Source organism: Pollutimonas rozaliensis (assembly GCF_048751585.1).
Classification (GTDB): Bacteria; Pseudomonadota; Gammaproteobacteria; order Burkholderiales; family Burkholderiaceae_B.
In genome coordinates this window covers 1-13,528 of the sequence record NZ_JAZHOB010000008.1, presented here as the reverse complement: position 1 = coordinate 13,528, position 13,528 = coordinate 1, and the positions used below count along the sequence as shown (strand labels likewise).

At 54.6% G+C, this 13,528-nt stretch carries 18 protein-coding genes; 15 read left to right on the top strand and 3 right to left on the bottom strand.

Annotated elements, in window-relative coordinates; all coding sequences use genetic code 11:
• Positions 1-14: 14 nt before the first annotated feature.
• From V0R37_RS15275 to V0R37_RS15205, 15 genes are all read left to right on the top strand, one after another.
• Positions 15-239 carry a hypothetical protein gene (locus V0R37_RS15275; RefSeq protein ID WP_420375359.1) on the top strand — a complete coding sequence of 75 codons (225 nt, stop codon included), beginning with the start codon at positions 15-17 and terminating at the stop codon, positions 237-239.
• An 80-nt stretch (positions 240-319) separates the two neighbouring features.
• A complete protein-coding gene (locus V0R37_RS15270; protein ID WP_420375358.1) occupies positions 320-1,174 on the top strand; it encodes a hypothetical protein in 855 nt (284 codons plus the stop codon).
• A gap of 62 nt (positions 1,175-1,236) precedes the next feature.
• Positions 1,237-1,581: a hypothetical protein gene (locus tag V0R37_RS15265; RefSeq protein ID WP_420375357.1), complete on the top strand. Its 345-nt coding sequence runs from the start codon at positions 1,237-1,239 to the stop codon at positions 1,579-1,581.
• A 100-nt stretch (positions 1,582-1,681) separates the two neighbouring features.
• Positions 1,682-2,755 (top strand): hypothetical protein, encoded by a 1,074-nt coding sequence (locus tag V0R37_RS15260; protein WP_420375356.1) that lies wholly within the window; start codon positions 1,682-1,684, stop codon positions 2,753-2,755.
• A 114-nt stretch (positions 2,756-2,869) separates the two neighbouring features.
• Positions 2,870-3,169, top strand: coding sequence for a helix-turn-helix transcriptional regulator (locus V0R37_RS15255; RefSeq protein ID WP_420375355.1), 300 nt, complete (start codon positions 2,870-2,872; stop codon positions 3,167-3,169).
• Positions 3,166-3,384, top strand: a complete 219-nt coding sequence (locus tag V0R37_RS15250; protein ID WP_420375354.1) for a hypothetical protein — start codon at positions 3,166-3,168, stop codon at positions 3,382-3,384. Before V0R37_RS15255 ends, V0R37_RS15250 begins: the two co-directional genes overlap by 4 nt.
• On the top strand, positions 3,381-4,106 hold the full coding sequence (locus tag V0R37_RS15245) for a Rha family transcriptional regulator (RefSeq protein WP_420375353.1): 726 nt from the start codon (positions 3,381-3,383) through the stop codon (positions 4,104-4,106). The genes V0R37_RS15250 and V0R37_RS15245 overlap by 4 nt, the downstream gene beginning before the upstream one ends.
• Complete coding sequence (locus V0R37_RS15240; RefSeq protein ID WP_420375352.1) at positions 4,099-4,341, top strand: helix-turn-helix domain-containing protein; 243 nt, start codon at positions 4,099-4,101, stop codon at positions 4,339-4,341. Before V0R37_RS15245 ends, V0R37_RS15240 begins: the two co-directional genes overlap by 8 nt.
• Entirely contained in the window at positions 4,338-4,568 is a 231-nt protein-coding gene (locus tag V0R37_RS15235) for a hypothetical protein (RefSeq protein WP_420375351.1), read from the top strand. Before V0R37_RS15240 ends, V0R37_RS15235 begins: the two co-directional genes overlap by 4 nt.
• Before the next feature lie 56 nt (positions 4,569-4,624).
• Positions 4,625-5,047, top strand: coding sequence for a hypothetical protein (locus V0R37_RS15230; protein ID WP_420375350.1), 423 nt, complete (start codon positions 4,625-4,627; stop codon positions 5,045-5,047).
• A gap of 211 nt (positions 5,048-5,258) precedes the next feature.
• Entirely contained in the window at positions 5,259-5,627 is a 369-nt protein-coding gene (locus V0R37_RS15225) for a hypothetical protein (RefSeq protein WP_420375349.1), read from the top strand.
• A complete protein-coding gene (locus tag V0R37_RS15220; protein ID WP_420375348.1) occupies positions 5,624-6,025 on the top strand; it encodes a hypothetical protein in 402 nt (133 codons plus the stop codon). Before V0R37_RS15225 ends, V0R37_RS15220 begins: the two co-directional genes overlap by 4 nt.
• Positions 6,026-6,146: 121 nt before the next feature.
• The gene (locus V0R37_RS15215) at positions 6,147-6,281 is read left to right on the top strand and encodes a hypothetical protein (protein ID WP_420375347.1); all 135 of its coding nucleotides are present in this window, start codon (positions 6,147-6,149) and stop codon (positions 6,279-6,281) included.
• 394 nt (positions 6,282-6,675) lie between these two features.
• Positions 6,676-8,190: a hypothetical protein gene (locus tag V0R37_RS15210; protein ID WP_420375346.1), complete on the top strand. Its 1,515-nt coding sequence runs from the start codon at positions 6,676-6,678 to the stop codon at positions 8,188-8,190.
• Positions 8,190-10,577, top strand: coding sequence for a glycoside hydrolase family 24 protein (locus V0R37_RS15205; RefSeq protein ID WP_420375345.1), 2,388 nt, complete (start codon positions 8,190-8,192; stop codon positions 10,575-10,577). Before V0R37_RS15210 ends, V0R37_RS15205 begins: the two co-directional genes overlap by 1 nt.
• Before the next feature lie 177 nt (positions 10,578-10,754).
• On the opposite strand, the gene V0R37_RS15200 is transcribed toward V0R37_RS15205, so the two are convergent.
• From V0R37_RS15200 to V0R37_RS15190, 3 genes are all read right to left on the bottom strand, one after another.
• Positions 10,755-11,588: a DUF7946 domain-containing protein gene (locus tag V0R37_RS15200; protein ID WP_397474233.1), complete on the bottom strand. Its 834-nt coding sequence runs from the start codon at positions 11,586-11,588 to the stop codon at positions 10,755-10,757.
• A gap of 52 nt (positions 11,589-11,640) precedes the next feature.
• Positions 11,641-12,462, bottom strand: coding sequence for a DUF2569 family protein (locus V0R37_RS15195; RefSeq protein ID WP_420375344.1), 822 nt, complete (start codon positions 12,460-12,462; stop codon positions 11,641-11,643).
• A 791-nt stretch (positions 12,463-13,253) separates the two neighbouring features.
• The coding region (locus V0R37_RS15190) for a transposase (RefSeq protein WP_420375343.1) at positions 13,254-13,528 on the bottom strand (275 nt) is incomplete at its 5' end.

The following is a 13,528-nucleotide window of genomic DNA, read 5'->3' as shown; positions in this document are numbered from 1 at the left end:
ACACAGTAGGCAGCATGACACCAGATGAATTTACCGCAGCGCTCACCGCGTTGAGTTGGAAGCAAAACGACTTCTGCCGTATGGCCGGCGTGAATAAGAGTACCCCCAGCCGCTGGGTGACGGGCGATGTACCGATACCTGATTGGGTGCCCAAGTTCCTGGGCATGGCGCAAGAGGTCAAGCGCCTGCATGACACCTATGTAATACCACCCAAACCGGGAAAGAATACCGACGCCTGACGGTATCAGGCAAAGCGGGGGCAGATGGTATTGCAGTACCAGGCGCCCCCTGACCATCAATCACTATTGAGGAGTAAACGATGGCTACGACGACTATAACCCCTAGAGCCAGCGGGATGGTGCGCGGTATCGATGCCGAGACCGATTTCACGCAATGCTTGAAAGCCCGGTCCGCACGTATCATTACTGGCACGCGTGATGACACCACGATTCACCTGGAACACCTCCAGTACCGAGAGTTGGCAGCAATGTGTAAGGTGCATGCTGGCAAACCGCTGAACCTGGCATCAGTCAGAGATATGGAAGGCGACTGGGGGCGAATCAACTATTGGGCCCTCCCGGTTTTGGACGATGTGACCCAGGCAGAGCAGCAATATCGGGAGCAGGCTTACATATTCCTCGTCAATCGTTTGAAAACTGGCGCAGTGCGAGCTGCTGGCGTGCGGCGCCCAGAGTGCGACTGGTCGCAGCTTAAAAATAGTGAGATTTATCAATTCATCGTCTGGCATGAGATTGGGCACGTTCGAGACAATTTCCATCCGATGCAGTTCCTGTTCAGGCAGGACTTGCCGCCGGAGGCTGTGCAAGCAAGTAGAAAAGCCGCCTACATCAACGAAGTCCTGGCTGACCGTTATGCTTGGGAGCGCGTCAGGCCCGGTCAATCAATGCCGCTGACGGAGCAAGGCAAGCGCGATGCAGACCAGATTGAGCGTGATATCGATGAGTTGAGTCGCTACTTTACCCGGGATAAATTCCCTCACACGCCCCTGGAGGCTGACCAGTACAGAAGCGTGCCGGCCTACATGCTTTCGTCCAAGCGCAAGGCCGCCTATGTCGGCCCGGACATTAACCCCGAGCTACTGAAGCGAGAAATTGATTACTACCGAGCGGCTTCCGAAAGGCGCGGCGGTCGCATGAGCGGGGTGACGCTATAAGCCACTTGGCCTTCATTGAGTGCGACGGAGCCCCTAAAGCAAACGATATATTGGAGTTGTCCATGATGAAAGATGATTGTTCGATACTACGCCACCCGAATGCAGGTGGCTCGCCTGTTATTAACCCGCGCATTCGAGGGCGAAAAAAGGGAGTGCCGACATTGGCGATGGCGAGGCGGAAAAAGGTTGCTGATGCGCTAAAAAGAGAGTCCGGCAGTCTGTATGGGCGTCGATACGACGAGGCCAAGGAAAAGGCCTTGCAAAGCCCGGATGCTGGATTACTGACCCAATTGAAAGAATTGCAGGCTGCGGCGATGGGCTTATTCACAAGAGCCTGTGACCTAGAACATAGCATTGTTCGTCGTCACGATTCCACGCTTCTGGACCGGGCCCACAAGACCAATTAATCCCTTACGCCAGCGCCTAGCCCGACGGGGCGAAAAGTCGGAAAGTCCACCGGTCGGCGCTGGCTCCTTTGTTTTTATGGACGACATAGAGTAATCGCGCATGGACGAGCATAGTAAACGAGACGGTAACCGCCTATATCCGGAGAAGGAGCGGATATCAATACGACAGCTAGCAAAACGGCTCGCTCAGCGCGAGGCTGAAATCGAGGCGGAAATGTTGGACGAGTATGGCGAAACTAGCGATCTGCGTACAACCATTAGAGCCACCATTGCGGAATTGGGGTGCGACAGTGGGGTCCCTATGGTATCTCGCATTGCTCAGATGTTCGAGGATAAAGTAATGGATGTGTACAGCTATGCGCACGGGGCTGAGCCATCAGATTGCTCTGATATTGCCTCGGCTCCTGATGAGTGGTGGGTTTCGATGGCTGACGCTAATAAACTGGTCGCTTTAACCGCTGAGTACATCGAGGAAGCGGTTCGATTTGATGCTGAGGAAGATCTCAAGCGGCGTGAAGGTAGGCATAGCTTGCGAGAAGCTGCTGATGTCATCGCGGGCCCGTTGGGTATTTATGATTTGATTTTGGCAAGGTTGGAAAGCGCGGCTTTAAATGGCGAGCTGCCTGTCTATAGCCCTGGCCAGCTCGTTCGCCACGAATACCCGCCTGATGGTGTCGTGCGTGGGTTTTACGAGGAGGCGTATTGGAACGATCTTAATGCATGGCTAGCTAAGCATGAGCCGCGCGTTAAGCACCGATTTGAGGCGCCACATGGGCTCCCCATTGAGGCAATACCTCTCTCATCGTCTCCCCAGGATGCCATTCCTTTGGAAGACGAGACACATACCGTTTCAATGAAAGCGGCAGCACACTCTTTAACGAGTAAAGCGATGCAACAACCACAGGAGCCTGATGTAATCGCTTGGGACTTACGCCGGCCGAATCGGATGGATACATTACAGGCGATGATTTACAGGGTAATAAAGACAGCACATGATGCGGGCCGACCCAAGCCTCGGGCTCGCGAAGTAATGGATGAGATCGCAGCTGCAAAACCGAGTGATTTTATTCAAATCATCGGCGGGGATCTTGAGTATTACGATTCAGACGGCAATTCCAAAACAGCAACGGCCCAGGCAATAGAAAAACGAATAGGTCGATTGACAGCGTCTTAGAGTCGCTAACGCGCCGCTAAGGCCGCTAATTCGCCGATAGTGCCGCTTTCATTCACGTAGCGGCCTGTGAGCAAGACACTCTCATTGTGTTCAACCACATGAGAGTACAGCAGAATGCACACAGCCCTACACAAGCCGGTATGTACCGCACCGTCTATTAAGCCGGTAAACGCCCCCACCGTAACTGAGACCTTCGCTGCAACGCTACCAGGAACTGGCTATGTTCGTTTGCCGACCGTGGCCGGTGTTTGCGGCTTGGCTAAGTCCACCGTCTGGAAGTGGTGCGCCGATGGCAGATTCCCCAAGCCCGTGAAGCTTTCCCCGCGCGTTAGTGCGTGGCATGTGGTTGAGGTTCGCACTTGGTTGGCCGATCCTGTCGGCTGGCAAGCTGCCAATGTGAGGGGTGTGCAATGACTATTTGCATTCATTCTTCCGAAAGCCTGCAATGCGCACGGGCTACCTACGAGCATCCAGGCGGCTCAAGCATCATATTCAATGCTGACCAACTGCTGATGACAGCACAGGATGGCACAACAGCCGTTAACGTCGAGATCGGGCCACTTGGGATGATCAAGCTTGGCCAAGCGCTGATTCGGCTAGGCAACTCGTGGCAGGAGGATCAACAATGACTCACTCCACAAAAGCCAACGCCCTGCGGGAACAGGGCGTAGAGGCAGTACGACAAAACAGCAAGCAGCCTCATTTTAGCCCCAAAACCTCCATGGCGCATACTGCATCGGTGGGCTTGCAGCATGTTAGCGGCGAGGCACGCATCGATAGTCGTGTGCTTGCGGGGCACCTGGGCAATAAGCATCAGACAGTGCGCGAGCTACTCACTGACTACGCTGATGACTTTCGCCAGCTTGGAATACTCCGGTTTCAAACCGGAGAAATCCGGGGACGGGGGCAGCCTGAGCGCTACGCCTTGCTTAATGAGGATCAAGCCTATCTACTGCTGACCTATAGCCGCAACACGGCCAAGGTTCGTCAGTTGAAGGTGCGTTTGGTTCAAGCCTTCAGGCAGGCACGCCAAGCGCAGGATCTGACGCAAACCGAATACCTTCCCACTTACCATGCTCTGCATGAGGAAATCAGCGCCTTAGCAGCTGGGTCGACCAATGAGCGCTTTGTTCACGTGAACGTGAACAAGCTGGTTAACAAGGCGGTTGGTATCGAGGCAGGGCAGCGCGATCGTCTGGATCTTCCCCGGCGCTCTCTAGTGGTGGCAGCGCAGTTTCTGGCGAGTATGGCCATGCGCGGCGCCACAGATCGCAAAGACGGTTACTCCAAGGTCAAGATCGCCCTGGAGCGTCTCGGTGTGACATTGCTGGAGGGCGGTCCTCATGCGTAACAGCAAATCTACAGCTAGTGAAGCGCAGCGTCAGCGAATTTTGGACGCTTTGCGCGTTGGCCCCAAAACCAGCTACGACCTTCGTCGCATCGGATGCTATCAAACACCCACACGCATCCTCGAGCTACGTCGTATGGGTTATGCCATCAGAACGGAGTTTGTCACGCTGTACGACCGTGATGGTTATATGCATCCTCGTTGCGCACGGTATCACCTGGCGGGGGAGCAGCCATGACGTACGACCCAATGCAAAAGCATGAGCAGTTCATCATGGATATGTTGCTGCCAGCCATCGTAGATCATGCCCGCAATATAGGTGTCAACACCGACGAGGCCGCGCTGGCGGCATTCCTGAGCTTGGGAACAGTACTGCAGTCGACAGGGCTTAGCACTGATGACTTGATGGCTGCAGTTAAGGCCAGCGCTCCCACAACACACGACGCGCCGGAGGCCCTGCAATGAAAACTCAGCAGATAGTCCCGCCTTGCTCATGGCCCTTGCACAAGGGGGCGCAATGAATGTCGAAATTCAAACGCAATCGCAGCGACGGGAGTCGTTTCCTGCTGTTGCCCTTCACAGTCTTGGAAAGCCCCGCCTACTTATCGCTAACAGGCCAGCAGCTACGCTTGCTGATCGATATAGCCCATCAGTACAAGGGCGACAACAACGGGCGCCTACTGGCCGCTTGGACGTATCTAAACGAGGAACGGGGGTGGGCGTCCAAGCAAACCATTGCAACGGCGCTAGAAGCACTTTTGAGCCGTGGCCTGATATTCAAGACGAGACAGGGACAACGCCCCAACAAGACGAGTTGGTACGCAGTCACCTGGCAACCGCTGGATTATCACCCCGGCATGGACGTGGGGCCGCAGAGCTTGGAAAGGGCGGCCTACAAGACTTGGAAGCCGCACACTGCAAAACAGATTCAGACCCCCGATTAATGGACACATACAGACCCCTACAGCCCCGATTATCGGGGGTCAAGAATCGCTATGTGTCCAATTATCAGGGCTATGCGGGCTGTTTTCCCCTTTCTATGTGTCCAGTTTTCGTACACCTATCTAGAAATACCATCTACAGAGGAACGAATGTAAACACAGAGCAGCGGTACAGGCACGGTTCTGGCATCGACTTTCTTTTGAAGGGGTGTGTATGAGCAACTACAACCCCTACGTGAATCTGGCCGCACTAGCAGCAATCAACGTGCTTAAAGATGAAGACCCTCATTCAGAAATATATGTGGTGCTTGAGGTCTGTGTGCATATCGGTGCGAGTCAGGCCGGCATGTGGCTGATCGCCGGCAAGCCGGGTACGCGTAATCAGCTAATCGACTTGGTTATGGCTGGCGTGATGCCAATGATCACAAGCCCGTCGTTGCCGCAGGAGCTTGTCAGCAAAGCTCTGCCGCTAGACCGGGTACGACTTCTCATTGAGAAGGGCTTTGACTGGCTTGTGAAGTTTGAGATTGACGATATCACGCCGACCCTTGTGGATGGCCGACTTACTGTGGAGGCTATATGAGCGACAAGATTAACGATCAGATCCCCGATCTGAATATAGAGCGCATTGTGGATGGAACGGGAGAGGGCTTGATTCTGCTTGAGCAGGAGAGCACCGGCAACATTGACCGTGTCGCTATCCACCCGATTCACCTGCGGTACATGGCGGAAAAATTCGGCCTGGTTGCGTCGAGCGATCCACAGGCGCAAAGAACCATTGCCACATTGCAGCGCCGCTTACTGATGCTCAATGATCGGGTGGCGCATTTGGCTGATTACCTAGCGAATCACTCTGATCACAAGCATGCCGACCTCATGTACGAGACGACGTACGCACGGGCAACGGCAGATCTTGGCGCTGAATATTGCATTGAATTTGAACAGGAGGAGGCCGTTAGTGGCACAGAAACGCACACCTAAATCGTCTGACGGGGTTGATAGGCCAGCAGATAGCAGCTTACCTACCCCTGAGCGTGACAGGCGCCTTCCCTTAAAGACAGCTCAGCACGTCCGGTCAGAGCTTGCCCGCGTTTATCGGAGCATGAAGCATGGTGACATCGATCCATCCATTGGAACGAAGCTCACTTATGTGCTGGTGGCGCTGGGCAAGATGATTGAAGTGGGCGATCTGGAAAAACGTATCGAGGCGCTTGAGGACCAAAGGAGGCAAACATGAGCGCACTAGAAAGAAGGGTCATGAAACTTGAGCAGGTACATACGGGTGTTAAAGACCGGCTCTTTGTTTTCATCGTGCCTTTGGCATCAGAGCCGAATGGACTTATTGGGCATGAGCCGATAGGTCTGTCCCCAATGAGTCGGTCTGGCCCTTTCTTTCCTCGGTTGCCTGGCGAGTCAACTGAAGATATGCAGGCCCGCGCAGTGCGTGAGCGTCCAGATGTCCCCGCGTGGGTCTCCCGTTATGAAGAAGCCGAAAACCAAACCCCCGGCGTTAGCCAATCCAAAGCGGTCCCAAATCCGGTATCGCTTAGCGGTTCCTGTTTTGGGACTGCTTCACCCCCGAACGAGGTTCACCCCCGCACACAGTTCACCCCCCACGATAAAGGAATGCTATGAACACGACTTTCACGGAACCCGTGCTCGCGCCGGATATTCAAAAGAAGCGGATGCAGCTTATGCACAATCAGGCACTAGCCCAACGGCTTATGCAATCCGAGATGCCACAAGGCCAGATGGTCAGCGGACACTACGTAGCGCCGAACATCACCCAATATCTCGCGCATGGACTCAAGCAGTACATGGGAAACAAAGCTCTGCGCGATCTGCCGGAGCAGGCCGCCAAGTTACAGCGGGACGAAAGCAACTGGTGGGCCGGACAGTTCGGCCTTGGTAAGCCAACGCCGCAGGATTACGCCGCAGGCCTTTCCTCTGATAGCCCACCGCGATTATCAGGGGCTCAGGCCTCCCCCACAGATGCGGGGGGACCATCTCCGCAACAATTGGGGCAAGCATTGGCACAAGATGGTGTTCAGCAGCCCCTCGCGCATCAGCCCATGCCACAGGGACAGCCACAAGCACAGCAACCACAGCGGCCGCAAATGCCGCTATTGCCCGGACGATCCGCTCAGGAGTCATTACGGGCGTTCCAGTACCTTGGCCCGAAAGACTACATGAGGCTCGTTGTCCAGCAAGGCGCCCCCACTGACACTCAGCGCGATCTAATTGCTCAAGGCATCCAGCCAGGCACGCCCGAATGGAATGAAGCCATGACGCGGGTCAACTTCAAGGGTGGGTATGTTGCGCCGGTGTCGGCAGCGCCCGGTACCACGCTTATTGATCCGCAGACCAACAAACCCACGTTCGCAGCGCCACAAAATGGCATACAGACGCAATACGGCCCGAATGGCCCGCAATCGTCAGTCGTGCCTGGTTATGCAGATGCGAACGCAGCTGTGCAAGGTGCGGAGGCCAAAGCCCTGGAAAAAGCCAAGGCAGAGGCAGATCTGGCGGAAGTTGTAGACGAAAACGGCGGCAAGCGATTCGTTCCGAGGGCGCAGGTGCTTGAAGGTGGCTACAAATCAGCACCGAGTAGCGCCAACGCCGCCTACGATGAAGCGCAAGCCAAGCAGTATTCAACGCTTAGTGATCAACTCACCAAGATGGGGATGGAGGCTCCCATGACGCTAGCTAAGCTTGATCGGGTTGAGCAGCTCATCGGTGACTTTGATGGCGGCAAACTGACGGGCATTGCAATGTCAGCGGCAGAGATTGGCAATTCCCTAGGAATCAAGCTCGATCCGAAGTTGGGCGATAAACAGGCCGCCTCTGCACTCATGAACGAAATGGCGCTCAAGCTCAAGAATGCAGGAGGAGCAAACCAGATGCCCGGTGCAATGTCAGATGCTGATAGGCAGTTCCTGCTTACGATGTCGCCACAGCTGAGCCAAAGCTCCGAGGGTCGAAAAACGATCATCGAGACGTATCGGGCGCTGGCGCATCGCGAGCAACAGGTTGCCCGGATGGCTGATGCATATCGTGAGCGCAACAATGGCCGCCTGGATGCTGGCTTTACACGGCGATTGTCAGGGTGGTCTTCCAAATACCCTTTATTCGGGAGTAATAAATAATGACAACGGCAAAAGAGCTATACGCATATGCACAAGACCCCAAAGTCCGGAAGTTCCTGGATGTCATTGCTCAGGCAGAAGGCACGACAGGCTACGACACGGCTTTCGGGGGCGGCACAATCCCCTCATTGGCAGATCACCCTCGTCAATTGCACAGCTTCACGCAAACCGATGGCAAAGCCAACAAAACCAGCGCGGCAGGCCGGTACCAATTCCTGCAAGGGACTTGGGACGATGTGGCGGGCAAGCTTGGATTAACTGACTTCGGGCCGGAAAGCCAGGACTTGGCAGCCATCGAACTAATGCGCAGAAACGGCGCGTTAGATGCCGTGCTCGCTGGTGACTTTGATACGGCTATACAGAAATCTGGTTCTACTTGGGCCAGCCTACCAAGTAGCCCTTACGCACAACCCAAACGCCCCGATGGGTTTATCTCCAATGCATTAGATAAGGCGGCAACCATGGTATTTCCAGCAGCGCAGGCCGGGGAGGTTTCTGCAGATCCTTTCGCTGACATCTTCCAAGCACCTGCTGAACCTGGCGCCATGGCAGCGCAGAGTAATGCAGCGCAGGACGCTTACGCGGACATCTTCGCAGCGCCCCCACCCATACCAACGTCGAATGCGCCAGCATCGAAACCGGAAGGCTCCCTTGTTGATAGCGCGGTAGACGCTGCCGCAGGCTTTGGCGTAGGCCTGGCTCAAGGTGCGGGCAACATCATGATGGGTGGACAGCACTGGGTTGGCAAAGGCGCCAAGGCCTTGGGCTTTGATGAGTTTGGAGACTTCTCCATAAACAGCGCTCAGCAAGGGCGCGATAGTATTGATCAATGGGCTGCACCGTATGCCGAGGCCGCGCCTACCGCCTCATCTATCGGCGAGCTTGGCGGGGAGATTGCCGCAACACTTCCGGTAGGCGGCCCGCTGGGTGCGGGAGTCAAGGCACTTGCGCCCTTGCTGGGTAGATCCGCACCATATGCGCAAGCCCTCGGCAATGCGCTTCGTACTGGCGGCATGCGAGCCGGGGCAGGCGGGGGCGCTACCAACATGGGAATACGGATGGCAGGGGGAGGGATTACCGGAGGGGTTGCCGCAGGATTGGTTGATCAGGATAAAGCAACGACGGGGGCGGTTTACGGGGCGCTCTTTCCGCTTGGAGCAAGTGCTATTGCTGGGCCCGGTAAGGCGCTGCTCGAGCCGCTCTACCAAAGCGGGAGAAACCAGATCCTTGGCAGGCTCTTGCAGGAATCTGCAGGCGGCCAGGGTGATGATGTGGTGCGCAATCTGCGGCAAGGACAGACCCTGGTTCCCGGCACACAGCCCACAGCGGCGGAGCTGGCTCAGAACCCCGGCATAGCAGCGCTTCAAAAGACCGCGACACAGGTCGAGCCTGGCGCTATGAACGAAATGACTGCCCGACAAGCCTCAAATAACGCAGCCCGGGTTGCAGTGCTGGACGATATGGCAGGCACACAAGGCCAGCGCGAGTTTTACGATCAGGCACGGCGAACGGCGGCAAACGAGCTATACGATGATGCGTTCAGGGTTAGCATGGATAGCCTGGCGCCGCCCCAGCTTGAGGAAATAAACAAACTGATGGGCATGCCAGCCATTCAGGACGCATTAAAGCAAGCCCGAATCAACGCAGCTAACGCCGGGGTAGATATCGCCAGCCCGTCAGGCAGCTTGCGAGGGCTGCACGAGGCCAAGCTTGCCATGGACGATCAGATCAGCAAGTTGCTAGGCGGCACGGCTGCCGAGGCGAATAAGGCGCGGGGCATCACCACGGCGCGTGATCGCCTGGTCTCCTTTATGGAGGGTGTATCACCTGCTTACCGGGAGGCGCGTGCAACGTTCTCGGAAATGAGCAAGCCCATTAACCAAATGGACGCCATCCAGGATATTGCCAAGCGAAGTATCAACCCTTTGCGGGAAACGCTTTACCCGAACGCGCTTGCCCGGGCGCTCAGGGACCACGACCTTGCGGGCGTCCTTACCAGCGAGCAATTGTCCAAGCTCAACGCAATCAAAGACGACCTGGCCAGGCTAGATTTCGCCAATAGTTCAAATCGGGTAGGCTCTGACACGGTGCAGAAACTGGCCTTCAGCAACATGCTCAATCAGGCGGGTATCCCGAGCGCTATACGAAACTTCGGGCCGGCAGGAGTTGTCGGGAGCTTGCTTGAGCGAGGCGGCCAGGCCGTATATGGAGGCGCTAATAAGCAGATGACTGCACAGCTTGCCGAGGCGTTGATGAACCCTAGGAGCGCGGCTGACCTTATGGCGCCGTCCACGATGGCCACACCTAAGATGCAGGCACTGGCGGCCGCCTTGAGGGCATTGGAAACTACAGGGTATCGTGCAGCGCCGGTGATGGGGGCGCAGTAGTGGTTGTGCTGGCGCTTCAGGAAGGGATGCCCTGCAGTTCAAGGGCATCTTCCTTTAATCTAGTGAGGCCGTCGATCAGCGATGATGAATTTGCAAGCCGCACGAGGATGCGATTAGTTCAATAGGGCAAAAGAAAACCCGGCGCGGGTCCGGGTTGGGGGATGGGGGAAGTTGTGGTTATGCAATATCAGATATATGCAACCTGACCACGTTTCCGTCAGTATCGACCTCTGGCTTGGCATCGAATGAAATAGACGATAATTGGCTCATTGAAACGACATATGGATTGCCGGGCCTTTTGCCAATAGGGTCGGTGATGGTAGCCAATGTGCGGCGGCCTGTATCAGAGCCATCCAAGAGGACTTTGCATGTGCCGCTCTCCATATCCATTTCGGAAATCACGCCTGTAAATTTTCTGCTCGGCTCAATGGTGTTTATTGAGTTATCAGAGAATCGCGCTTTTGCGGCCTTGTCTAAAGTGACATATTCCTCGGAATCTCTAAATACGGAAATGGTCGCGCAGCTTTCGTCAATAGGTGCCAGCGCCTGGCGGCCAGAGGGACGCAGGGAGTCCATCATCTTCTGTATCGTTGCAAGTAATTGCTGAGTCGTTTCCTTGTTCTGCCCCATGGCGAGCTGAAGGGCGTCATTTAGGTATTTCAATTCCTCTGCCCTCCTTTTTCCGAAAAAATAATTCATTAGAGCAACAAGCAAAGCCCCGCCTGTTCCAGACCAGAGGTATTCGGAGCTGGCAACTCTAGCAATCCATGCGCTAACCTCATAACAGTGGTGATCTTTGGTCGGGGTGGCAAAGACCTTCACCGATAGGGCATCGTACTGCTTATTATAGTTCCCGGTGTAGGCGAAATGGGCGAAAACAGCAAGGACTCGCGCGAACCCCTGCAAAGAAATGCCCAACTGGCTCAAGTCGATTTTATGCGCTTCCGCATCCAAGCCATCGTACCGAATCGAATACTCCGAGCCTTTTTCAGACTCCACTAAATCATTCAAATCCAATCCTCCTCACATCCCCACATCAAACTAAAATAATTGTTGGTTGAGCCTATAGGGTCGGTTCCGATCTTTCTTGCCTTGCATTAGAGAAGGTTGTCCAGTCAGCGTAGTACGTGTTTTTTACTCGTCTTGATAATTTAAGGTATGCCGTCCAAATTCCGGCATACACAAGGCCGCCCATCATGCCGCCGATAATTTCAGTGGAAAAATATTCGGATGCTTCCATCTCCAGGAAGGTTATGGTCGCGTACATGTCTATGGCGAGCAGGGCTATAGGGCAAATCCACATAACTGCTATTGCCGCGCTGACTGATGAGGGGATAAAGTGCCGCATCAATGACCATCCGGCCCAAACTAGGGCAATGCTATAAGCTAGCACTGCCATCCAGATCGCAGTTTTGTAGTTCCCCCATTGGGCCAGATCCACTATGGTGGGGTACGCTCGCTCGGCATCAGAAATATTCCGTGCGGTTTCCCCTAGTGTGCGAAGTGGACTGAACACCATCAGCGTCAGGACAAAAAAGAAAAGCCATCCGTGTACACCCTTGAGGTCGGCGTTTTTTGCTACTTGTCTAGATGCCTTGCCCGGAGCTGCTAGCTTTTTCGCCCGCAAAGCTTTCCGCTTGTATGGCCACAAAAAATTGCGGCCCATGTCCTTGTTGCCAATAAAGCCATCAACCACCCATACGACGCTCTGCATTAGAGCAAAGATGACTGTGACTACAGCTAAAAGCCCAAACAATGCACCCCATTCTGGGCGCGCCTCAAAAAGAGCGACATAAGCAAAAATCACAATGCCAATTAGCAAAATGACCCAAGCAGTCCCAGAGATTAATTTGGCGATGCGGCTTACCCCTTCCGTGGCATCCATTCCAGCACCTTTTTATATTTTTAAATCAAAATACACTTTTTGAGACATTCTAATCCACTTGGCCCGGAGTTTCGGTACCAATACGCACACGCGCATGATGGGGGAAATTTAGCAGTCCATAAAAAGGGCGACGGGACAGCCCCAATATCGAAAACAATCAAAGTAAATCAATTCCCTCTGCGTGTTACCCCGGTTACCTGTTACCTGCGGGCCTGGGTAACGCGCAAACCCGCATGGATAAAGGCTGTTACCCCTGTTTCCCATGTTTCCCAGGAAAAACAGGGGCAGGCTAAAGTAGCCCGAAGTAGCCAGGCAGGCCCTACGGTTCATAGCTTTATGAATGGTCGTGCCACTAAAGTACTGCGCTTTAGTGGCGATGGCGGCAACCGTCCCTAACCGCTTCTTACCAACGAGAGATTGTGTGGGCATTTTCTGTGTACAGTTTGGGGTACCCGTTATCGCTTAATAGACTGTACAGTTTGGGGTAGGGGTTATCGATCCACAAAACTGTGGAGCGAACCAATCCAGCGCCAACCGTCTGGGGGTACATTTGGGGGTATCTTTATGAGCGAATATTGCTAAGTCGTTTGTTTATGCGGCTTATAAGCAACGATGTGAATGTCTCCGTCCCGCCAGTGATATAGCAAAACGCGCCTTTCGGGGCGCGTTTTTGTTGGTGTTCTATTAATTAACGGTGGGATCGGATTTCTTCACCATGAACGGTAAAGAGACGCTCATTAAATCCGGTTAATCACATCGGCTCTTCCCCATAAACGGGGGATGGGCACTCATCAAACACGGTTAATGACACCGTTCCAACCGCACAGGGCCAAGACCCGCAGGCGGTAATTCTCAAAATTCCTGAACCCAAACGCCCGGCGCGAGATCATCTCCATCTTCGTGTGGAACCCTTCGGTAATCCCATTGGATTTGGAGAAGCGCCACATGCCGACAATGGGTTCCAACCACGATGTTAACGTAGCGGCCAAGGTTTTGGCCGGACTGTTGGCAAACTGCTCGATGAGCGCCAGAAACCGTGGCAACAGTTTCTTGGCCCGTTTGGCCT